The sequence below is a fragment of the Comamonas faecalis genome (assembly GCF_039538025.1).
Classification (GTDB): Bacteria; Pseudomonadota; Gammaproteobacteria; order Burkholderiales; family Burkholderiaceae_C; genus Comamonas_C; species Comamonas_C faecalis.
In genome coordinates, this window is record NZ_BAABBP010000033.1 from 1 (window position 1) to 20,480 (window position 20,480).

A 20,480-nucleotide genomic window follows, 5' to 3' on the forward strand; every position below is an offset into this window, starting at 1 on the left:
AAACAGCCATTGCAGGGGTTGACTGCCCAAGCGCTGGCGCGCCTGAGTGAGCGCGCTGGAGCTGATGCCCTGATCACGCCGCCCTGGCAAGGCCAGCTCCAACACTTCGGCCACGTTCACGATGGAGCGATCCCTGAGCAAGGCCACACCCAGCACCAGCCACAGAGCTTGTTCCATGGGCAAGCGCCGCTTGCGCAGCGTCGCCACTCCACTCATTTGCAGGGCCTGTTCAATCCACTGCTGGGGGATACTGCTTTGAACGACACCCCATTGTTCGGGCGTTGCAAAATTGTGGGTGTCGCTCAGGTACGTTTGCAGCAGCATCGGCTATCAATGGCCAATTCGGCCAGTTCAGTTCATCAGCCCCGTACTGTACAAACCAAACAGCCAAGGCCCAGAAGGGTCTTGGCTTAACTTACCGGCATTGCTCCATGGGGAGACCTTGAACACGTTCTGAAGTCTGCCCGCCGCCGGATCAAGTCCGGCGCGCTGGCCAAAGGTCAGGGCATCCCCATCTGCAGCTGGCCCAGCACCATCATCGCCACCTGCAGCAGCACCAGAGCCACCAGCACCGACAGGTCGATGCCGCCGATGATCGGAATGATGCGCCGCAGCGGTCGCAGCAGCGGCTCGGCCAGGCGCGTGATCACGTCGGCAATCGGCGAGCGCGTCTGCACCCACGACAGCACGGCATAGACGATCAGCAGCCCCATCATGGCCGACAGGGCCACGCGCAGCACGCTGAACACCGCCATCCAGGCCACCCACGCCATCGGCACGCTGCCGGCCATCAGCAGCCACAGCAGCAGGTACTGCACCGCCTGCAGCAGCAGGGCCGCCACCAGGCAGGACGGATCCCAGCGCCGCGCTGCTGGCACCACCCGGCGCAGCGGCAGCACCAGCCAGTCGCTGAAGGCAAACACCAGCCGCCCGACCGGGTTGCCAAACGGCACGCGCTCGATCTGCATGTACAAGCGCAGCAGGCAGATGCTGGTCAGCAGGCCAAAGACGATATCGAGCACAAAGGAAAAAATCTGCAGCAGCATGCCAAGCCTTCAAGAATGGTCGTCCGATGATAGCTGCGCCCCGGCGCCCGCCCCGCGCCGCGGCCGATGCAACCGGTAGAATGCTCGGCTTTCCATTGCATGCGGCGCAGCACCCCGGCACGGGCGGCACGCCTGGCCTGCGCGCGTCACCGCACGCAGGTCGATACCGCTGGCAACCGGGTTGTTGACCAGCGACCGCCGTGCCCGGCCCTGCGACGCCCACGATTTTTTCCCATCCATTCATGTCCAACGAACTGTCCCCCTCCAGCGCCCCCCTTGCCGACGAGAACCAGCTGATTGCCGAGCGCCGCGAAAAGCTCAAGGCGCTGCGCGAGCGCCAGGCACAGGGCCTGGGCGTGGCCTTCCCCAACGACTTCAAGCCGGCCCACCGCGCGGCGCATCTGCACCAGGACTACGCGGCGCTGGACGATGAAGCGCTGCAGGAGCGCGCCATCGCGGTCAGCGTGGCCGGGCGCATGATGCTCAAGCGCGTGATGGGCAAGGCCAGCTTCGCCACGCTGCAGGACGGCTCGCTGGGCGAGACGGGCGGGCGCATCCAGCTGTACGTCACGCGCGACGCGATCGGCGAGGAGGCCTACGCCGAGTTCAAGCGCTGGGACCTGGGCGACATCCTGGGCGCCGAAGGCACGTTGATGAAGACCAAGACCGGCGAGCTGTCGGTCAAGGTCACGCGCATCCGCCTGCTCACCAAGAGCCTGCGCCCCATGCCCGACAAGTTCCACGGCATGCAGGACCAGGAGACCAAGTACCGCCAGCGCTACGTCGACCTGATGACCGACGAGGCCGCGCGCCGGCGCTTCGTCGCGCGCAGCAAGACGGTCGGCTCGCTGCGCAGCTTCATGACGGAACACGGCTTTCTGGAAGTGGAGACGCCCATGCTGCATCCCATCCCCGGCGGCGCCAACGCCAAGCCCTTCGTCACGCACCACAACGCGCTCGACCAGGACATGTACCTGCGCATCGCGCCCGAGCTGTACTTGAAGCGCCTGATCGTCGGGGGCTTCGAGCGCGTGTTTGAGATCAACCGCAGCTTTCGCAACGAAGGCATCTCGGTGCGCCACAACCCCGAGTTCACGATGATGGAGTTCTACGCGGCGTACTGGAACTACCGCGACCTGATGGACTTCACCGAAGCGCTGGTGCGCGACGCGGCGATCAAGGCCGCCGGCACGCTGCAGTTGAGCTACGGCGGCCAGGCCGTCGACCTGTCCCAGCCCTTCCAGCGCCTGACGATCCGCGAGGCGATCTATCAGTACACCGAAGCCGGCGCGCACGTCGACGACGCCGCCTGGCTGATCAGCGCGCTGAAGAAGCTGGGCATGAGCGAGGACAAGAGCCGCCTGTCCACCCGTACGCTGGCCAGCCTGCAGGTGCTGTACTTCGAGGAGGCCGTGGAAAGCCAGCTGTGGCAGCCGACCTTCATCATGGAGCACCCCACCGAGATCAGCCCGCTTGCGCGCGCCAACGACGCACGCCCCGAGGTCACCGAGCGCTTCGAGCTCTACATCACCGGCCGCGAGATGGCCAATGGCTTCTCCGAGCTCAACGACGCCGAGGACCAGGCGGCACGCTTCAACGCCCAGGTGGCCGCCAAGGACGGCGGCGACGATGAGGCGATGTACTTCGACCAGGACTTCGTGCGCGCGCTCGAATATGGCCTGCCGCCCACCGGCGGCTGCGGCGTCGGCATCGACCGCCTGATGATGCTGCTCACCGACAGCTCCAGCATCCGCGACGTCATCCTCTTCCCGGCGCTGCGCCGCGAACAGGGTTGAGCACCACGGGCAGCGCCCAACCCGCCACCGGAGCCGGCTCCATGCTGCTGCGCTTGAAAAACTGGCTCCCGCCCTGGCTGCAGGACTGGCTGGACATCCTGCTTCCCGGCGCGCAAATCCTGCTGATCCTGGTCGCGGCCTGGCTGCTGCAGTACCTGCTGCGGCGCATCGTGCGGCGCGCCAGCAGCCACTACAACCTGCCTCATGAACTGCTCAGGCCGGTCAACACCATCGTGCGCTGGCTCATCCTGGGCAGCGCCTTTCTGCTGGTGCTCGAACGCCTGGGCGTGTCGGCCGGCGTGCTCTGGACCGCCCTCACCGGCTTTGCCACCGTTGGCGCCGTGGCCTTTTTTGCCGCGTGGAGCGTGCTGTCCAACCTGTTCTGCGCCTTCCTCATCTTCACCGTCGGACCTTTGCGCATTGGCGACCACATCGAACTGCTCGACTCGGGCGACAAGCCCGGAGCGCTGGGGCGCGTCGTCGACATCAACCTGCTCTACACCACGCTGGAAGACGCCACCGCCACGGGCACTGGTGCGCTGCTGCAAATACCCAATGCACTGATCTTTCAGCGCGTTACCCGGCGCTGGCGCGCTGGCACCGCGGTGCCGGCAGAACGCTTGCAGCAGGCCCCGGCCAGCACGGGCGTGCCGGTCGCCCCGGCCATTGCCATGCCGGAGGCGGCGGAAAAAACGCCCCCTTGATTGGGTACAAACCCTAGGACTAGCAAAAAATGACGGGGTTCGTAAGTCTGGCCTACCCGATTGCCAACACAATACAAACTCTTATGCTTCTGTGTCCTGTCTCGGCTTGCCACAAGAAGCTGGAGACCGAACCATCATCTTTCACCCAAAGTTGAAGAGAGTTTTATGACCATGTCCTTCCGACTCAATACCCTTGTCGCCGCCGCAGGCCTGGCCAGTGCCCTGTTGCTGGCACCAGCCCATGCACAAATCAAGATCGCCACGGTCGGCCCGACCACCGGCCCGCTGACCCAGTACGGCGATATGGTCAAGGAAGGCGTGAGCACCGCCGTCGAGCAGATCAACGCCGCCGGCGGCATCAACGGCAAGAAGGTAGACGTCGTGTCGGTAGACGACGGCTGCGAGCCCAAGCAGGGCCCGGTCGCGGCCAACCGCGTGGTCAACGACAAGATCCACTATGTCGTCGGCCCGGTGTGCTCGGGCGCGTCGATCGCCGCCGCGCCGATCTACAACAACGAAGGCGTGGTCGTGATCACCCCGTCGGCCACCTCGCCCGCGCTGACCGACGGCAAGAACTTCCACTTCATCTTCCGCACCATCGGCCGCGACGACCAGCAAGGCCCGGCCGCTGCAAAATTCATCATCGAGAAGGTCAAGCCCAAGAAGGTTGCCGTGCTGCACGACAAGCAGTCCTACGGCCAGGGCATCGCCACCGCGGTGCGCGACGACCTGAAGAAGGCCGGCGTGGACGTGGCGCTGTTCGAAGGCATCAACGCCGGCGACAGCGACTACTCGGCCGTCATCACCAAGCTCAAGAGCGCCGGCGTCGACTTCGTCTACTACGGCGGCTACCACCCCGAAATGGGCCTGCTGCTGCGCCAGGCCGGCGAGCAAGGCCTGAAGGTCAAGCTCATGGGCCCCGAGGGCGTGGGCAACCCCGAGATCAATGCCATCGCCGGCAACGCCGTCGAAGGCATGCTGCTGACGCTGCCAGCTGACTTCTCCGCCGACCCGAAGAACGCCGCCGTGGTCAAGGCCTTCAAGGACAAGAAGCGCGACGCCACCGGCGCCTTCCAGCTGACCGCCTACGCCGCCACGCAGGCGCTGATCGCAGGCATCAAGGCCGTGGGCGACGACCCCGCCAAGGTGGCCGACTGGCTGCACGCCAACACCGTCGACTCGGTGCTCGGCCCCATCTCCTGGAACAAGCAGGGCGACCTGAACGCCTTCCAGTTCGAGATCTTCGAGTGGCACAAGGACGGCAGCAAGACGGCTGTCAAGTAAGCCGCCCGGCACTTCAATCGTCGTCGGCCGTGTGCGCAGCAACCCTGTCGCGCGCGGCCCAGGTCAACCGGCATGGGCCGGTTGACCGCCATCTGGCCCTTCTCTTTGCGGCCGATGGCCGTATCCTTGAGTTTTTCGCCACTCCACCCGGCTGAGTTCGCAGCAACCGCTTTCCTGCTCCGGTGCCCAGGCCTCGTGCCCTGCAACACTGGCGCCCGCAGCGCCGCAGCCGTCTGGCCTTTCGTTTCTTCCATCGGGGGATGACATTCCATGTCTGACTTCCTGCCCCAGTTGCTGCAGCAGCTGTTCAATGGATTGTCCCTGGGCGCGATTTACGCGCTGATCGCCATCGGCTACACCATGGTCTACGGCATCATCGGGATGATCAACTTCGCGCACGGCGAGATCTACATGATTGGCGCCTACGTCGGCCTGGTCGCGCTGTCGGCCGTCGGCGTGCAGAGCGGCCTGCCCGTGTGGCTGATCATCGCGCTGATGCTCGTCGCTGCGGTTGCGGTCACCAGCGTCTACGGCTACGCCGTCGAGCAGCTGGCCTACAGGCCGCTGCGTGGCAGCCCGCGGCTGGTGCCGCTGATCTCGGCCATCGGCATGTCTATCTTCCTGCAGAACTGGGTGGCCCTGGGCCAGGGCGCGCGCGACATGGCCGTGCCCTCGCTCATCCCCGGTGCGATGCGCTTTGGCGGCGACGGCGGCGGGTTCGAGATTTTCATGCCCTATTCGCGCATCCTGATCATCGTGGTCACCGTGGTGCTGATGGTGTTGCTGACGCTGTACATCCGCCACTCCAGCATGGGCCGCGCCTCGCGCGCCTGCTCGCAGGACATGCACATGGCCAACCTGCTGGGCATCGACACCAATCGCGTGATCTCGTTCACCTTCATCCTGGGTGCCGTGCTGGCTGCCGTTGGCGGCGTGCTGATTGCGCTGGCCGTCGGCAAGCTCAACCCCTTCATCGGCTTCATCGCCGGCATCAAGGCATTTACCGCGGCGGTGCTGGGCGGCATCGGCTCGATCCCGGGAGCCATGCTCGGCGGCGTGATCCTGGGCATTGCCGAGACGCTGGCGGCCGCCTACATCTCTTCCGAATACAAGGACATCGTGGCCTTCGGCCTGCTGGTACTGATCCTGATGTTCCGCCCCTCGGGCCTGCTGGGCAAGCCGGAAGTGGAGAAAGTCTGATGACACGCGCCGCCACCTCCCCCACCCTCGCCGGCGCCTTCAAGGGCGCGCTGATCGCCACCGTGCTGGCCGCCATCGTCGTGCTGCCCATCTTCACGCTGCACCTGCAGCGCGCAGGCGTGCGTACCATCATCGTGCCCGAATGGCGCACCCTGGTGTTCGGCTGCCTGGCCGTCTTTGCCGTGCAGATGCTGCGCCCCTTTCTGTCGGGGCGCATGCCGCGCGTACCCTGGCCCACGCTGCCACGCCTGTCGGCGGGCCAGCACCAGGGCATGCTGCTGGTCGTCGTGCTGCTGGCCGTCAGCTGGCCTTTCCTGGCCGGGCGCAACGCGGTCGACATCGCCACGCTGACGCTGATCTACGTCATGCTGGGCCTGGGGCTGAACATCGTCGTCGGCTTTGCCGGGCTGCTGGATCTGGGCTTCGTGGGCTTCTACGCCACGGGCGCCTACACCTTCGCGATGCTGCACTACTGGGCCGGCTGGAGCTTCTGGCACGCGCTGCCGTTGACGGGTGCGGTCTCGGCGCTGTTCGGCTTTCTGCTGGGCTTTCCAGTGCTGCGATTACGCGGTGACTACCTGGCCATCGTGACGCTGGGTTTTGGCGAAATCATCCGCCTGCTGCTGGTCAACCTGGTCGACTTCACCGGCGGGCCGGACGGCATCTCCGGCCTGCCCAAGCCCACGCTGCTGGGCCTGGAGATGACGCGCAGCGCCAGCGTGGAAGGCGCGCAGACCTTCCACCAGTTCTTCGGCCTGCAATTCAACTCGATGCATATGGTGATCTTCCTGTACCTGATGGCGCTGCTGCTGGCGGCCGTCACGCTGTTCATCAGCAATCGGTTGATCCGCATGCCCATCGGGCGCTCCTGGGAAGCGCTGCGCGAAGACGAGATCGCCTGCCGCTCGCTGGGCCTGAATCCGATGAAGATCAAGCTGTCGGCCTTCACGCTGGGCGCGATGTTCGCGGGCTTTGGTGGCGCTTTCTTCGCCGCGCGCCAGGGCATCGTCAACCCCGAATCGTTCACCTTCATCGAATCGGCGCTGATCCTGGCCATCGTGGTGCTCGGCGGCATGGGTTCGCAGCTGGGCGTGATCCTGGCGGCCATCGTGCTCACGGTGCTGCCCGAGCTGGCGCGCGAATTCTCCGAATACCGCATGGCCATCTTCGGCCTGGTGATGATTCTGATGATGATCTGGCGCCCGCAGGGCCTGCTGCCCGCTCGCCGCGCCCAGGTGGAGGTACCGGCATGAGTACCACTCCACTGCTCCAGGTCAGAGACCTCACCATGCGCTTTGGCGGGCTGGTCGCCGTCGACGGCGTCTCGTTCGACGTCCAGCCGCAGGAGATCTTCGCCATCATTGGCCCCAACGGCGCGGGCAAGACCACGGTGTTCAACTGCATCAGCGGCTTCTACAAGCCCAGCACCGGCCAGATCGCGCTGCAGAACCGCAGCATTGCCGGGTACAGCAGCCATCGCGTGGCCAACCACGGCGTGGTGCGCACCTTCCAGAACGTGCGCCTGTTCAAGGCCATGACGGTGCTGGAGAACCTGCTGGTAGCGCAGCACCACATCGAACACGTACCGTTCTGGAGCGGGCTGCTCAACACCCCGGGCTATCGCCGCAGCGAGCGCAAGAAGATCGCCAACGCCATGCACTGGCTGGACGTCATGGGATTGCGTGAGTTCGCCAACCGCGAGGCGGGCAACCTGGCCTACGGCCACCAGCGGCGCCTGGAAATCGCGCGCTGCATGATCACCGGGCCCAAGCTGCTGATGCTCGACGAGCCCGCGGCCGGTCTCAACCCCCAGGAGAAAAAGGACTTGCAGCTGCTCATCGACCAGCTGCGCCGCGAATACCAGGTGTCAGTGCTGCTGATCGAGCACGACATGGGCCTGGTCATGGGCGTGTCCGAGCGCATCCTGGTGATGGAATACGGCAAACCGATCGCCACCGGCGTACCCGAGGCGATCCGCAACGACGAGCGGGTCATCAAGGCCTACCTGGGAGAAGCCTGATGAACCAGCCAAGCAATACCCCCATGCTCCAGATCGAGGAGCTGAGCACGCACTACGGCGCCATCTGCGCGGTCGACAAGGTCTCGCTGCACGTCAACCAAGGTGAAATCGTCTCGCTGATCGGCTCCAACGGCGCTGGCAAGACCTCGCTGCTGATGACCATCTGCGGCACGCCGCGCGCAAGCGGTGGCCATGTGCGCTTCGAGGGCGAGAACATCACCAATGACTCCACGCACCTGATCATGCGCAAGGGCATTGCAGTGTCGCCCGAAGGCCGGCGCATCTTCTCGGCACTGAGCGTCGTCGAAAACTTGAAGATGGGCGGATTCTTCCAGGACAAGGCGGCCATCGAGCAGGACATGAAGCACGTGTTCGACCTGTTCCCGCGCTTGAAGGATCGTGCCTACCAGCGGGCCGGCACCATGAGCGGCGGCGAGCAGCAGATGCTGGCCATAGGCCGCGCGCTGATGAGCCGCCCGCGCCTGCTGCTGCTCGACGAGCCGACGCTGGGCCTGGCGCCGCTGATCATTGCGCAGATCTTCGACATCATTCAGCAGATCCGCTCCGAGGGCGTCACGGTGTTTCTGGTCGAGCAGAACGCCAACCGTGCGCTGCAGATCGCCGACCGCGGCTACGTGCTGGAAAACGGCCACCTGGTGCTGGAGGACACGGGCGCCAATCTGCTGGCCAACGACGCGATCCGCAAGGCCTACCTGGGCGGCTGAAGACAGGGCGCACCATGGTGCGCGCTCCGGGCGGCCAGGGCAGCAGGCTACGAAACTTGTAGCATCGAGACCGACCCGCTACCATAGACCACCGTTTTTGGTACAGCTGCTCGGAGACGCCCCATGAGCCCGAAAGAAAACGCCGCTGTCAACCGCCTGCTGGAGACCCTGGAGTGCCGCTACGCGCTGCGCGTGCTCTGGGCCTTGCGCGACGGCCACCCCCAGACCTTTCGCCTGCTGCAGGACAGCGTAGGCGGAGTCACTCCCAATACGCTGAACACCCGCATCAAGGAACTGCGCGCCGCGGGTTTCGTCGACCACGGCAGCGACGGCTACTGCGTCACGCCCAGTGGGCAGGATCTGCTCAAGCGCATCGCCGACCTGCAGGCCTTTGCCACCCGCTGGGTCGCGGCGCAGGCCAGGCGCGCCACGGCATAGCGCAAACCGGCACGCCACCAAGGTCTGTTAGGCTTTCACGACGGCACCCCGGTGCCGTTTCTTTTTCTCTTTTCTGAATGGATGACACATGGCTTTTCAAACCACCGCATCGGGCTTGCAGTACGAAGACACCAACGCGGGCAGCGGCGCTGCGGCCCAGTCCGGCCAGCTGGTGCGCGTGCACTACACCGGCTGGCTTTACAACGACGGCCAGCAGGGCGCCAAGTTCGACTCCAGCCGCGACCGGGGCGACCCGTTTGAATTCCCCCTGGGCGCCGGCATGGTCATCAAGGGCTGGGACGAAGGCGTGCAAGGCATGCAGATCGGCGGCCAGCGCACGCTGATCATTCCTGCCGCGCTGGGCTATGGCGCGCGCGGTGCCGGCGGCGTGATCCCGCCGCATGCCGTCTTGAAGTTCGACGTCGAGCTGCTGGCCATCCAAGGTTGAAGCCCGGATCGGGAGGCGGCTGCGCCCTTCCGGCTCACAGCCCGTCCGGCCGCACGACGGGCAGCCTGCCCGGGCGGGTGGCCAGGCTGACCAGGCAGGTCACCGCCACCCCGGCCGGCACGCCGAAGACGCCGGCCGAAATAGGTTGAATGCCCCACCACAGGCCATCGGCCAGCCAGGCCTGGGGCAGCAGCTGGCGCACCGTGTCTGCGTGCGACAGCAGGTAATACATCGTTACCGACAGGCCCGCCAGCATTCCGGCCACCGCGCCCTGGCGCGTCGTGCCGCGCCAGAAGATGCCCAGCACCATTGCCGGCACAAAAGCCGATGCGGCAATCGAGAACGACGCCGACACCATGGGCAGGATCTCTGCGGGCTTGAGCGAGGCGACGAAGGCCGCCGACAGCGCCACCGACAGCAGCGTGAACTTGGTCAGGATGACGCGCTGCTCGGGCGAAGCCTTGCGCCGCTTGGAATGAAAGTACAGGTCGCGCACCAGCGCGTTGCTGATGGTCAGCAGCAGCCCGTCGGCAGTCGACAGCGCCGCGGCCAGCCCGCCGGCGGCCACCAGGCCCGAGATCACGTAAGGCAGCCCGGCAATCTCCGGCATGGCCAGCATGATCAGGTCGACGCCAAAGCGAATCTCGCCGAACTGCACGATGCCGTCGCCATTGATGTCCTCGACCGACAGCAGCGCGGTGTCGACGCGCGACCACTGCGCCATCCAGGTGGGCAACTGGTCGTAGCGGCTGCCCACCAGGTGGCTCATCACCTCGTACTTGACCAGCGCCGCCATCGCGGGCGCGCTCAAATACAGCAGTGCAATGAATACCAGCGACCAGGCGACCGAGGTGCGCGCTCCAGCCACCGTCGGCACGGTGTAGTAGCGCGTGAGCAGGTGCGGCAGGCCGGCGGTGCCCACCATCAGGCAGAACATCAGCGCCAGGAAGTTGCGCCGCGCGTCCCGGAAATCGCGCTGCTCCTGCGGCGTGCCATTGGGATCGCCGACAAAGGCCTGGCTGTGGCGCGGCAGGCCGCCCAGGTCGCGCGCGCGTTCCAGGTTGTCCTGCAGCGCGCGCGTCCACTGCTCGCGCGCCGCGGCTTCGTCGCGCGGCATTACCATCAGGTCACGGCTGGCGGTGACGATCAGGCCCACGTCGGCGTTCTGCGCGCGCAGCCGTTGAATGCGCTCGCGCGCGGCCGCGCGCTCATGCTCCAGCGCCGCGCCGACATTGCGCAGCCGTTGCTCATACTCCATCGCGCGCTGCAAATAATCGGAAATCACCTCGCGCTCGTCGCTGGAGACCAGCAAGCGCTCCTCCTTCTCGGCAATCTTGTCCAACTGCACGCCAAACACCACCGGCGCTACCGGATTGCCCAACTGCTTGTAGGCCAGCCACGAAACCGGCAGCATGAACGACAGCAGGATGACAATGTACTGCGCCACCTGGGTCCAGGTGATGGCACGCATGCCCCCGAGAAACGAGCACAGCAGCACGCCGCCCAGGCCCAGCATGATGCCGATCTCGAACTGCACGCCGGTCAGGCGCGAAGCGATCAGGCCCACGCCGTAGATCTGAGCGACCACATAGGTGAACGAGCACAGCACGGCCGACAGCGCGGCGATGATGCGCGGCCAGCTGCCGCCATAGCGCACCTGGAAGAAATCTGGAATGGTGTACAGCCGCATCGCCCGCAGGTGCGGCGCGATCAACATGGCCACGAGCACGAAGCCGCCCGTCCAGCCCAGCAAATAGGCCAGGCCGCCGGGCGCCTCGTGCGTGCCCGAAAAACCCTGCAGGTACAGCGCGCCCGACAGGCTGATGAACGAGGCCGCGCTCATCCAGTCGGCCGCGGATGCCATGCCGTTGAAGATGGGCGGGATACGCCGGCCGGCGACGTAGTACTCATCGGCATCCGAGGTGCGCCCGTAGACGCCGATGGCCGCGTAGACCATCACCGTCAGGAACAGGAAGATGGGGCCGATCCACTGGCGCGACAGTCCGCGCTGCTCGGCCCAGGTCATCAGCGCCAGAAAGCCCAGCACGCCAGCCACGTACAGCGCCAGGATGCGCGCCAGGCGCATGACGTAGGAGCGCGAGCCTCCCCGGTCAGAGCGCTTCATCGTCGTTTTCACTCGTCTGCGCGCCGCCGTGGTGCAGGCTGTCCTGGCGCTCGAAATAACTCATCGCCGCGCAATACACCCAGACGATGGCGATGAACACCAGTACCGCGCCCTGCGACGCGATCCAGTAATGCAGCGGCCAGGGGCCCAGGCGCCAGTGCAGCGCCCGTGCGAAATAAGTCAGTCCGAACGACACCACCGCCCACACGAGCAGCAGCCCGGCCTTGAGCCACAGGTGGCGCGCGTCGTGCAGGTCAGGAGCAAACGGCACGCTGCGGTGCTCGGGCATCGACTCGTGTTGCTGCTCCATCGCTGGCCGGCGCGCGCGGTGGGTGTGGGGTGGGTCGCTGCCGCGCTCAGCCCGCCAGTTGCTGCCAGGTGGCGATCACGCTGTCCGGGTTCAGCGAGATCGAGGAAATGCCCTCGTCGGCCAGCCACTGGGCAAAGTCGGGGTGGTCGCTGGGCCCCTGGCCGCAGATGCCGATGTATTTGCCCTGCGCCTTGCAGGCCTCGATCGCCCGCTTGAGCAGCGCACGCACGGCCGGGTCGCGCTCGTCGAAGTCGGCGGCCAGCAGTTCCAGGCCCGAATCGCGATCCAACCCCAGCGTTAGCTGGGTCAGGTCGTTGGAGCCGACCGAGAAGCCGTCGAAGAACTGCAGGAACTCGTCGGCCAGCACCGCGTTGCTCGGCACCTCGCACATCATGATCAGGCGCAAGCCGTTGTCGCCGCGCTTGAGGCCATGGCCGGCCAGCAGCTGGGTGACGCGCTCGGCCTGGCCCAGCGTACGCACGAACGGCACCATGACCTGCACGTTGGTCAGCCCCATTTCGTCGCGCACGCGCTTGAGCGCCTCGCACTCCATCGCGAAGGCCTCGCCAAACTCATTGCTGATGTAGCGCGCCGCACCGCGAAAGCCCAGCATCGGGTTCTCTTCCTCGGGCTCGTAGCGGCTGCCGCCAATCAGCTTGCGGTACTCGTTGCTCTTGAAGTCCGACAGACGCACGATGACCGGCTTGGGCCAGAAAGCGGCGGCAATCGTCGCCACGCCCTCGGCCACCTTGTCCACGTAGAAGGCTCGGGGCGAGGCATGACCGCGGGCCACGCTCTCCACTGCCTTTTTCAGGTCGGCGTCGACGGCCGGGTAGTCCAGGATGGCCTTGGGGTGCACGCCGATGTTGTTGTTGATGATGAACTCCAGGCGCGCCAGGCCCACGCCCTCGTTCGGCAACTGGGCAAAGTCGAACGCCAGCTGCGGGTTGCCCACGTTCATCATGATCTTGGTGGCGATTGGCGGCATCTCGCCGCGCTGCACCTCGGTCACTTCCGTTTCCAGCAGGCCGTCGTAGATGTGGCCGGTGTCGCCCTCGGCGCAGCTCACCGTCACCAGTGTGCCGTCCTTGAGCAGGTCGGTGGCGTTGCCACAGCCAACCACGGCCGGGATGCCCAGCTCGCGCGCAATGATGGCCGCGTGGCAGGTGCGCCCGCCGCGGTTGGTGACGATGGCGCTGGCGCGCTTCATCACCGGCTCCCAGTTGGGGTCGGTCATGTCGGTTACCAGCACATCACCGGGTTGCACCTTCTCCATCTCGGCAATGTCCGAGACCAGGCGCACCGGGCCGGTGCCGATCCTCTGGCCGATGGCGCGGCCCTCGGCCAGCACCGGGCCCTGGCCCTTGAGCTTGAAGCGCTGCTCGGACTGGCCCTTGGACTGGCTCTTCACCGTCTCGGGGCGTGCCTGCAGGATGTAGAGCTGGCCGTCCTGGCCGTCCTTGCCCCACTCGATGTCCATCGGGCGGCCGTAGTGCTGCTCGATGACCAGTGCGTAATGCGCCAGTTGCTCGACGTCGGCGTCCGAGAGGCTGTAGCGGTTGCGCAGCTCAGGGGCAACGTCGGTGGTCTTGACCAGCTTGCCCGACGCAGCTTTTTCCTCGGGCGTGGCAAACACCATTTGCACCAGCTTGCTGCCCAGGTTGCGCCGGATCACGGCCTTGTTGCCCGCGCGCAGCATGGGCTTGTGCACGTAGAACTCGTCGGGGTTGACCGCGCCCTGCACCACCGTCTCGCCCAGACCATAGCTGCTGGTGATGAAGACCACCTGGTCGAAGCCGCTCTCGGTATCGATGGTGAACATCACGCCGGCCGTTCCCAGGTCGGAGCGCACCATGCGCTGCACGCCGGCCGACAACGCCACCACGTCATGCGCAAAGCCCTTGTGCACGCGGTAGGAAATCGCCCGGTCGTTGTAGAGGCTGGCAAACACCTCCTTCATCTTGTGCAGCACGTCGTCGATGCCGACGACGTTGAGAAAGGTCTCTTGCTGGCCGGCGAACGACGCGTCGGGCAGATCCTCGGCCGTGGCCGAGCTGCGCACTGCAAAGCTGGCCTGGACATTGCCCTCGCTCAGCGTGGCAAATGCATCGCGCACGGCTTTTTCAAGGTCCGCGGGAAAGGGCTGGTTCTCGAGCCAGCCACGGATCTCGGCGCCAGCGGCGGCCAGCGCGCGCACGTCGTCTACGTCCAGCGCGGCCAGGCGGGTGCTGATGCGCTCGGCCAGACCCTCGTGCTTCAGGAATTCGCGGAAGGCGTGCGCAGTGGTGGCAAAGCCGGTGGGCACGCGCACGCCCTGGGGCAGTTGCGAGATCATCTCGCCGAGGCTGGCGTTCTTGCCGCCGACGACCTCGACGTCGCTCATCCTCAGGTTTTCAAACGGAACGACCAGGGCGGTCGCCTCAAAGCGTGCTGACATGGGAAGACTCCAGAAGTTAAAACCGGTGTCAAGGCCTGGTCGCGCCCAGGGTGCGACTGCCTTGCGTCCATGCGGCAGCCCGGCACGAATGGTTGTGCTTGTAGGCCGGCTGTCAGCGTGGACGGGGAAATGCTGTGCATAGAATGGCCGCCATTGTAGGCGCGCAGCAACTCAAGGGCGGCGCGCCGTCCAATCACCAGCCAACAGTACCCATGATTCCTCAGCACACGCGTTCGGTGTTCTATATCTCCGACAGCACCGGCATCACGGCCGAGACCTTTGGCAACGCCATCCTGGCGCAATTCGACATGCGCCCGCGCCATGTGCGCCTGCCCTTCATCGACACCGAGGACAAGGCCCACCAGGTGGTGCGCCAGATCAACCACGCGGCCGAGCTGGAGGGCAGAAAGCCCATCGTCTTCACCACGCTGGTCAACATGGATGCGCTGCGCATCATCCAGGAAGGCTGCAAAGGCATGCTGCTGGACATGTTCGGCACCTTCATCCGGCCATTGGAGAACGAGCTGGGCATCAAGTCGCACCACCGCGTCGGGCGTTTTGCCGACATCACACGCTCCAAGGAATACACCGATCGCATCGAGGCGATCAACTACAGCCTGGATCACGACGACGGCCAGAGCCACCGAGACCTCTCCGGCGCAGACGTCATCCTGGTGGGCGTATCGCGCAGCGGCAAGACGCCCACCAGCCTGTACCTTGCGATGCAGTGCGGCCTGAAGGTGGCCAACTACCCGCTGATCCCGGAAGACTTCGAACGCCGCCAACTGCCGCCGGCGCTGGTGCCGTTTCGCAAGAAGATTTTCGGCCTGACCATCGACCCGGTGCGCCTGTCGCAGATCCGCAACGAGCGCCGCCCTGGTTCGCGCTATGCCGACCCGATCAACTGCCGCCAGGAAATCGCCGACGCCGAGGCCATGATGCGCCGCTCGGGCATCCGCTGGCTGTCGACGACGACCAAGAGCATCGAGGAAATCGCCACCACCATCCTGCAGGAGGTGCGCCCCGAACGCCTGCAGTACTGAAGCGCACGCGCTTTGCCGGCCGCGCTCCATTCACAATGAAAAACGCCCGCAATTGCGGGCGTTTCGTTTGGCGCACCAGCGCGTTCAGGCGGGCGTCGTGGTGCGGATGATGTGGTCGAACGCGCTGAGCGCGGCCGTGGCGCCGGCGCCGGCGGCAACCACGATCTGCTTGTACGGTACCGTGGTGCAGTCGCCCGCGGCGAACACGCCGGGCACGCTGGTCTGGCCGCGCGCGTCGATCTCGATCTCGCCAAAGCGGTTGCACGCGACCGTCTCGCGGATCCAGTCGGTGTTGGGCAGCAGGCCGATCTGCACGAAGATGCCTTCGAGCTCCAGCTGGCGCGCCTCATCGTTGGTGCGGTCCTTGTAGGCCAGGCCGGTCACCTTGCTGCCGTCGCCCAGCACCTCGGTGGTCTGCGCGTTCAGGATGATGTCCACATTGGGCAGGCTGCGCAGCTTCTTTTGCAGTACCGCGTCGGCCTTCAGCTCGGGCATGAACTCGACCACGGTGACATGGCCCACCACGCCGGCCAGGTCGATTGCCGCTTCCACGCCCGAGTTGCCGCCACCGATCACCGCCACGCGCTTGCCCTTGTACAGCGGGCCGTCGCAGTGCGGGCAGTAGGCCACGCCCTTGGTGCGGTACTGCTCCTCGCCCGGAACATTCATGTTGCGCCAGCGCGCCCCGGTCGAGACGATGATGCTGCGGCTCTTGAGCACGGCGCCGTTTTCCAGCTCCAGCTCGATCAATCCACCTTCGGTCGCGGCCGGCCGCAGGGCCTTGGCCTGCTGCAGGTTCATCACGTCGACCTCGTACTGGCGCACGTGGTTGAGCAGCGCGGCCGAGAACTGCGGCCCTTCGGTGTGGGCGATTGATATGTAGTTTTCAATGTCCAGCGTGTCGTTCACCTGGCCGCCAAAGCGCTCGGCTGCCATACCGGTGCGAATGCCCTTGCGCGCCGCGTAAACCGCGGCCGCCGCGCCCGCCGGGCCGCCACCGACGATGAGCACGTCGAACGCCGCCTTGTCGTTGAGCTTGGCAGCATCGCGCGCGGCAGCGCCCTTGTCGATCTTGCCGACGATCTCGGCCAGCTCCATGCGGCCCTGGCCAAACACCTCGCCGTTGAGGAACACCGTGGGCACGCCCATGATCTCGCGGCTCTTGACCTCGTCCTGAAACAGCGCGCCATCGATGGCGGTATGCGTAATGCCGGGGTTGAGCACGCTCATCAGATTGAGCGCCTGCACTACGTCCGGGCAGTTGTGGCAGGACAGCGAGTAATAGGTCTCGAAGTGAAAGCTGCCCTGCAGATTCTTGACCTGGTCGAGCAGATCCTGCGCCTCTTTGGAGGGGTGGCCACCCACCTGCAGCAGCGCCAGCACCAGCGACGTGAATTCATGGCCCAGCGGCACGCCGGCAAAGCGCACGCCGATGTCGGCGCCGGGGTTGGTGATGAGGAATGAAGGCTTGCGCACGTCCAGCGTGTCGTCCTCGCGCACCGTGATCTTGTCCGACAGCCCCTGGATCTCATGCAGCAGCTCGCGCAGCTCACCCGCCGTGGCGCTGCCATCGAGCGTGGCCACCAGTTCCACAGGGCGCTGCAGGCGCTCCAGATAGGCCTTGAGTTGGGTTTGCATGGTGGTGTCGAGCATCACGATCCTCCTGGGTTCAATCGGTTGATGGGTAAAAAAAGCCCGGGCGCCACAGGCCCGGGCGTCTTGTTCAGCGGGCGCCCGTGGCGCCCTGGCAAGCGCGGCCCTGTTGGAGCTGCGCTGCGTGCTGGTTTAGATCTTGCCGACCAGATCCAGCGAAGGAGCCAGCGTCTTGGCGCCCTCTTCCCACTTGGCGGGGCAGACCTCGCCGGGGTGGTTGCGCACGTACTGGGCGGCCTTGACCTTGCGCAGCAGGTCGGCGGCGTTGCGGCCAATGCCTTCTGCGGTGATTTCCATGGCCTGGATCACGCCATCGGGGTCGACGATGAAGGTCGCACGGTCAGCCAGGCCCTGGCCTTCGCGCAGGCAGTCGAAGTTCTGGCTGATCTGCCAGGTCGGGTCACCCAGCATGGTGTATTCGATCTTGCGGATGGTGTCGGACGTGTCGTGCCAGGCCTTGTGCACGAAGTGCGTGTCGGTCGAGACCGAGTACACCTCGACGCCCAGCTTTTGCAGCTCGGCGTAATGGTCGGCCACGTCGCCCAGTTCGGTCGGGCACACGAAGGTGAAGTCGGCGGGGTAGAAGAAGAACACGGCCCACTTGCCCAGCACGTCTTTTTCGGTGACTTCGATGAACTTGCCCTGCTTGAAGGCTTGTGCTTTGAAGGGCTTGATGGTGGTGTTGAGTACGGACATGGTCGCTTCCTCTTGGTTGGGGTTGATGAACAGAGACAGGCTTTAGTTTAGGTGCTCTCGATTGATAAATCCAATTGATTAGCAAAATTACATTGATAGCATTTGTCTATCATCAATCTCTGACCGGCTTGATATCGGCGGAATCTGTCGGGACAATCCTCCCATACCCACGAAAGGACAACACCATGCAAGGCGACACCCAGGTCATCGCACACCTGCAGGCCCAACTCAAATGCGAACTGACGGCGATCAACCAGTACTTCATGCACTACCGCATCCTCAAGCACTGGGGTTTCGAGCGCCTGGCCAAGCGCGAATACAAGGAGTCGATCGGCGAGATGAAGCACGCCGACCGGCTGATGGATCGCATCCTGATGCTCGACGGCCTGCCCAACCTGCAAGATCTGGCCAAGCTGCAGATCGGCGAGGACTTGCCCGAGATTCTGCAATGCGACCTGCGCATGGAGCACAACGCGCAAGCCACGCTCAAGCAGGGCATCGCCCACTGCGAATCGGTGCGCGACTACGTCTCGCGCGACCTGCTGCAGGATCTTCTGGAAGACACCGAGGAGCACATCGACTTCCTGGAGACGCAGGTCGGCCTGGTCGAGCAGGTGGGGCTGGCCAACTATCTGCAGTCACAGATGCACGACGGCGACTGACACGCCACGCGCACCTGCATCGCTTGAAACAACGGGCTCCGGCCCGTTTTTTCATGGTTTGCCACTGCCAGGCACCACATGATGGACGACACGCGTGTCAGGCAAACTCCTACACACCCGGTCAGATAGACGGACGCCACGCGCAGCGGTATGCCGACTTAATTTCCGATTGGCCCGGTTTCACAATCCATTTCAACGGATCACAGCACAAGGCAAGCACGCCATCGGCTGTTCCCAACGACTGGAAAAGGATGAAATCATGACCAACGAGCAACTGCTGGCCGAGATTCGCGAAGCCAACCTCACCTACCTGATGCTGGCGCAGAGCCTGATCCGCCAGGACAAGGCCGAGGCCGTGTTCCGCCTGGGCATGAGCGAGGAGTCGGCCGACATCCTGGCCACGCTGTCCTCGGCGCAAATCCTCAAGCTGGCGTCGCGCAACACGCTGCTGTGCAGCTTCCGCGCCGACGACGAGCTGGTCTGGAGCCTGCTGACCAGCCACAACACGCCGCGCAAGGCGAGCGAAGCAACCAACACGCTTCACGCCAACATCCTGATGGCCAGCCGCATCAGCGAAGTGCTGTAAACCCGCCTGCCGCCCGACCCGCCGCACATTCAGAAAGCCGCCCATGACCGCCACCGCAACGACCACCACCGCCGACAAGCCCGCCAGCCGCAGCGCCAAGCCCGCCAAGAGCGTGCTCGACGAGTCCAGGCAGATCGAGCGCGCCGCGATGCTGATCCGCATGGGCGCGCGCATGCAGGTGCTCGAGTCGGAGACATCGCTGTCCTACGAGCGCCTGATCCGCCTGTACAAGGAAGTGGCCGGCAGGTCACCCTCCAAGGGACAGCTGCCGTTCTCCACCGACTGGTTTTTGACCTGGCAGGAGAACATCCACAGCTCGCTGTTCCTCAACATCTACGAATACCTGTCCAAGGGCGTCGACCAGGACGCGGTCGAACTGCTCACGCGCGCCTTTCGCCTGTACAACGAGCAGGTGCAGGCCGCAGAAATCGACCCACTGCTGTCGTTCACCCGTGCCTGGCGCCTGGTCAAGTTCGTCGACGCCGGCATGCTCACGCGCACCGAGTGCTCGCAATGCCACGGCATGTTCGTCTCCGATCTGTACGAGAACCGCCACTACACCTGCGGCCTGTGCAACCCGCCGGCCCGCGCCGGCAAGGGCAAGAGCGCGGGGGCGCTGACGCTGCACTGAACGCACGCGAAGCGCAGCCCCGCCCTGGAGCGCGGTTTTCAACGCTGCAGCAGCGCCCGGACGTCCGCATCCAGCGCCAGCACATCGCCATGCGCCGCCAGTACCTCACCACTATCTGCCGAGAGCAGGCGAAGCTGCACAAACACCTGGCGTTCGGCCCGCACATAGCTGCCAGCCAATATCGCTGCCACCGGCGCCTGGCGGCCGTCTGGCGCAGCGATCGCCTCCTGCACCCGCAGTCTGCGCTGCACCAGCCGTGCGGCCAACTGCTGCGCCAGCACCTGGCCCAACAGCGGTGCATCCGCATCATCTTGCAGCCCCAGCGGACGCGGCGGCAGCACGCGCACCAGCGCCCCCGGCGCCAGCGGCCCGCCTGCCAGCAAGGCGTCCACCGCCGATGCACTGGCTTGCAGCAAATCGGCGCGCTCCAGCAACTGCGCAGCATCGCCGTAGTAATAACGGGCACAGCCGGGCAAGGCCAGTGCCACAGCGCATGCAAGCACCGCTGCTGCACGGCGGCGGCGCGACCAGATCAGGAAAGAAGGCATGGCGCCATCGTAGTGGCGGCCATGGCATGCAATGGCCGCAACAGCGCTGCGCCAACCAGCCAATCCCGGCAATTGACCGGCCGGCGGACAATCCGTGTCATTCCATTTCTATATCGATCGAGTACGCG

At 65.2% G+C, this 20,480-nt stretch carries 21 protein-coding genes; 13 read left to right on the forward strand and 8 right to left on the reverse strand.

The features are described from left to right. Both ABD767_RS14640 and ABD767_RS14645 read right to left on the reverse strand, forming a co-directional pair. A partial coding sequence (locus tag ABD767_RS14640; protein WP_344869864.1) for a transposase domain-containing protein occupies positions 1-324 on the reverse strand: 324 nt, incomplete at its 3' end. A 176-nt stretch (positions 325-500) separates the two neighbouring features. Beyond that, positions 501-1,046, reverse strand: a complete 546-nt coding sequence (locus tag ABD767_RS14645; protein ID WP_103045698.1) for a YggT family protein — start codon at positions 1,044-1,046, stop codon at positions 501-503. 242 nt (positions 1,047-1,288) lie between these two features. On the opposite strand from ABD767_RS14645, the gene lysS reads away from it, so the two are divergent. The 9 genes from lysS (at position 1,289) to ABD767_RS14690 (ending at position 9,661) form a co-directional block, all read left to right on the forward strand. Continuing rightward, on the forward strand, positions 1,289-2,842 hold the full coding sequence (lysS, locus tag ABD767_RS14650; RefSeq protein WP_103045697.1) for a lysine--tRNA ligase: 1,554 nt from the start codon (positions 1,289-1,291) through the stop codon (positions 2,840-2,842). 41 nt (positions 2,843-2,883) lie between these two features. Further along, a complete protein-coding gene (locus ABD767_RS14655; protein WP_103045699.1) occupies positions 2,884-3,546 on the forward strand; it encodes a mechanosensitive ion channel domain-containing protein in 663 nt (220 codons plus the stop codon). Between the two features lie 165 nt (positions 3,547-3,711). After that, positions 3,712-4,830, forward strand: a complete 1,119-nt coding sequence (locus ABD767_RS14660) for a high-affinity branched-chain amino acid ABC transporter substrate-binding protein (protein WP_103045696.1) — start codon at positions 3,712-3,714, stop codon at positions 4,828-4,830. Between the two features lie 270 nt (positions 4,831-5,100). Beyond that, positions 5,101-6,030, forward strand: a complete 930-nt coding sequence (livH, locus tag ABD767_RS14665; protein WP_103045695.1) for a high-affinity branched-chain amino acid ABC transporter permease LivH — start codon at positions 5,101-5,103, stop codon at positions 6,028-6,030. After that, positions 6,030-7,283, forward strand: coding sequence for a high-affinity branched-chain amino acid ABC transporter permease LivM (gene livM, locus ABD767_RS14670; RefSeq protein ID WP_103045694.1), 1,254 nt, complete (start codon positions 6,030-6,032; stop codon positions 7,281-7,283). The genes livH and livM overlap by 1 nt, the downstream gene beginning before the upstream one ends. Further along, on the forward strand, positions 7,280-8,050 hold the full coding sequence (gene livG, locus ABD767_RS14675; protein ID WP_103045693.1) for a high-affinity branched-chain amino acid ABC transporter ATP-binding protein LivG: 771 nt from the start codon (positions 7,280-7,282) through the stop codon (positions 8,048-8,050). The genes livM and livG overlap by 4 nt, the downstream gene beginning before the upstream one ends. Continuing rightward, entirely contained in the window at positions 8,050-8,775 is a 726-nt protein-coding gene (locus tag ABD767_RS14680) for an ABC transporter ATP-binding protein (RefSeq protein ID WP_103045692.1), read from the forward strand. Before livG ends, ABD767_RS14680 begins: the two co-directional genes overlap by 1 nt. 123 nt (positions 8,776-8,898) lie before the next feature. Continuing rightward, positions 8,899-9,213, forward strand: coding sequence for a winged helix-turn-helix transcriptional regulator (locus ABD767_RS14685; protein WP_103045691.1), 315 nt, complete (start codon positions 8,899-8,901; stop codon positions 9,211-9,213). A gap of 88 nt (positions 9,214-9,301) precedes the next feature. Next, positions 9,302-9,661, forward strand: coding sequence for an FKBP-type peptidyl-prolyl cis-trans isomerase (locus tag ABD767_RS14690; protein WP_103045690.1), 360 nt, complete (start codon positions 9,302-9,304; stop codon positions 9,659-9,661). Between the two features lie 34 nt (positions 9,662-9,695). Here the strand turns inward: ABD767_RS14690 and ABD767_RS14695 are convergent, their stop codons facing one another. The 3 genes from ABD767_RS14695 to ppsA are packed head-to-tail and all read right to left on the reverse strand — an operon-like array spanning position 9,696 to position 14,533. Next, a complete protein-coding gene (locus ABD767_RS14695) occupies positions 9,696-11,786 on the reverse strand; it encodes a VC_2705 family sodium/solute symporter (protein WP_103045689.1) in 2,091 nt (696 codons plus the stop codon). Then, positions 11,773-12,096, reverse strand: a complete 324-nt coding sequence (locus ABD767_RS14700) for a sodium/substrate symporter small subunit (protein ID WP_103045688.1) — start codon at positions 12,094-12,096, stop codon at positions 11,773-11,775. Before ABD767_RS14700 ends, ABD767_RS14695 begins: the two co-directional genes overlap by 14 nt. Before the next feature lie 46 nt (positions 12,097-12,142). Beyond that, positions 12,143-14,533: a phosphoenolpyruvate synthase gene (ppsA, locus tag ABD767_RS14705; protein WP_103045687.1), complete on the reverse strand. Its 2,391-nt coding sequence runs from the start codon at positions 14,531-14,533 to the stop codon at positions 12,143-12,145. Between the two features lie 212 nt (positions 14,534-14,745). On the opposite strand from ppsA, the gene ppsR reads away from it, so the two are divergent. Beyond that, positions 14,746-15,576, forward strand: a complete 831-nt coding sequence (ppsR, locus tag ABD767_RS14710) for a posphoenolpyruvate synthetase regulatory kinase/phosphorylase PpsR (protein WP_103045686.1) — start codon at positions 14,746-14,748, stop codon at positions 15,574-15,576. A gap of 84 nt (positions 15,577-15,660) precedes the next feature. Here ppsR and ahpF read toward each other — a convergent pair whose 3' ends face one another. Then, positions 15,661-17,229, reverse strand: coding sequence for an alkyl hydroperoxide reductase subunit F (ahpF, locus tag ABD767_RS14715; RefSeq protein ID WP_103045685.1), 1,569 nt, complete (start codon positions 17,227-17,229; stop codon positions 15,661-15,663). Between the two features lie 132 nt (positions 17,230-17,361). Further along, complete coding sequence (gene ahpC / locus ABD767_RS14720; RefSeq protein ID WP_103045684.1) at positions 17,362-17,925, reverse strand: alkyl hydroperoxide reductase subunit C; 564 nt, start codon at positions 17,923-17,925, stop codon at positions 17,362-17,364. 185 nt (positions 17,926-18,110) lie between these two features. Between ahpC and bfr the strand changes: the two genes are divergently transcribed. The 3 genes from bfr (at position 18,111) to flhC (ending at position 19,804) form a co-directional block, all read left to right on the forward strand. Next, positions 18,111-18,587, forward strand: a complete 477-nt coding sequence (bfr, locus tag ABD767_RS14725) for a bacterioferritin (protein ID WP_103045683.1) — start codon at positions 18,111-18,113, stop codon at positions 18,585-18,587. A gap of 259 nt (positions 18,588-18,846) precedes the next feature. After that, positions 18,847-19,173 carry a flagellar transcriptional regulator FlhD gene (gene flhD / locus ABD767_RS14730; RefSeq protein ID WP_103045682.1) on the forward strand — a complete coding sequence of 109 codons (327 nt, stop codon included), beginning with the start codon at positions 18,847-18,849 and terminating at the stop codon, positions 19,171-19,173. Between the two features lie 43 nt (positions 19,174-19,216). Then, positions 19,217-19,804 (forward strand): flagellar transcriptional regulator FlhC, encoded by a 588-nt coding sequence (flhC, locus tag ABD767_RS14735; RefSeq protein ID WP_103045681.1) that lies wholly within the window; start codon positions 19,217-19,219, stop codon positions 19,802-19,804. A gap of 38 nt (positions 19,805-19,842) precedes the next feature. Here the strand turns inward: flhC and ABD767_RS14740 are convergent, their stop codons facing one another. Then, positions 19,843-20,352 carry a FlgO family outer membrane protein gene (locus tag ABD767_RS14740; RefSeq protein ID WP_344869865.1) on the reverse strand — a complete coding sequence of 170 codons (510 nt, stop codon included), beginning with the start codon at positions 20,350-20,352 and terminating at the stop codon, positions 19,843-19,845. Between the last annotated feature and the right edge of the window lie 128 nt (positions 20,353-20,480).

Coding starts and splice junctions, on each gene's coding strand:
- ABD767_RS14645 (WP_103045698.1), bottom strand. CDS start 1,046: ATGCTGCTGCAGATTTTTTCCTTTGTGCTCGATATCGTCTTTGGCCTG.
- lysS (WP_103045697.1), top strand. CDS start 1,289: ATGTCCAACGAACTGTCCCCCTCCAGCGCCCCCCTTGCCGACGAGAAC.
- ABD767_RS14655 (WP_103045699.1), top strand. CDS start 2,884: ATGCTGCTGCGCTTGAAAAACTGGCTCCCGCCCTGGCTGCAGGACTGG.
- ABD767_RS14660 (WP_103045696.1), top strand. CDS start 3,712: ATGACCATGTCCTTCCGACTCAATACCCTTGTCGCCGCCGCAGGCCTG.
- livH (WP_103045695.1), top strand. CDS start 5,101: ATGTCTGACTTCCTGCCCCAGTTGCTGCAGCAGCTGTTCAATGGATTG.
- livM (WP_103045694.1), top strand. CDS start 6,030: ATGACACGCGCCGCCACCTCCCCCACCCTCGCCGGCGCCTTCAAGGGC.
- livG (WP_103045693.1), top strand. CDS start 7,280: ATGAGTACCACTCCACTGCTCCAGGTCAGAGACCTCACCATGCGCTTT.
- ABD767_RS14680 (WP_103045692.1), top strand. CDS start 8,050: ATGAACCAGCCAAGCAATACCCCCATGCTCCAGATCGAGGAGCTGAGC.
- ABD767_RS14685 (WP_103045691.1), top strand. CDS start 8,899: ATGAGCCCGAAAGAAAACGCCGCTGTCAACCGCCTGCTGGAGACCCTG.
- ABD767_RS14690 (WP_103045690.1), top strand. CDS start 9,302: ATGGCTTTTCAAACCACCGCATCGGGCTTGCAGTACGAAGACACCAAC.
- ABD767_RS14695 (WP_103045689.1), bottom strand. CDS start 11,786: ATGAAGCGCTCTGACCGGGGAGGCTCGCGCTCCTACGTCATGCGCCTG.
- ABD767_RS14700 (WP_103045688.1), bottom strand. CDS start 12,096: ATGGAGCAGCAACACGAGTCGATGCCCGAGCACCGCAGCGTGCCGTTT.
- ppsA (WP_103045687.1), bottom strand. CDS start 14,533: ATGTCAGCACGCTTTGAGGCGACCGCCCTGGTCGTTCCGTTTGAAAAC.
- ppsR (WP_103045686.1), top strand. CDS start 14,746: ATGATTCCTCAGCACACGCGTTCGGTGTTCTATATCTCCGACAGCACC.
- ahpF (WP_103045685.1), bottom strand. CDS start 17,229: ATGCTCGACACCACCATGCAAACCCAACTCAAGGCCTATCTGGAGCGC.
- ahpC (WP_103045684.1), bottom strand. CDS start 17,925: ATGTCCGTACTCAACACCACCATCAAGCCCTTCAAAGCACAAGCCTTC.
- bfr (WP_103045683.1), top strand. CDS start 18,111: ATGCAAGGCGACACCCAGGTCATCGCACACCTGCAGGCCCAACTCAAA.
- flhD (WP_103045682.1), top strand. CDS start 18,847: ATGACCAACGAGCAACTGCTGGCCGAGATTCGCGAAGCCAACCTCACC.
- flhC (WP_103045681.1), top strand. CDS start 19,217: ATGACCGCCACCGCAACGACCACCACCGCCGACAAGCCCGCCAGCCGC.
- ABD767_RS14740 (WP_344869865.1), bottom strand. CDS start 20,352: ATGCCTTCTTTCCTGATCTGGTCGCGCCGCCGCCGTGCAGCAGCGGTG.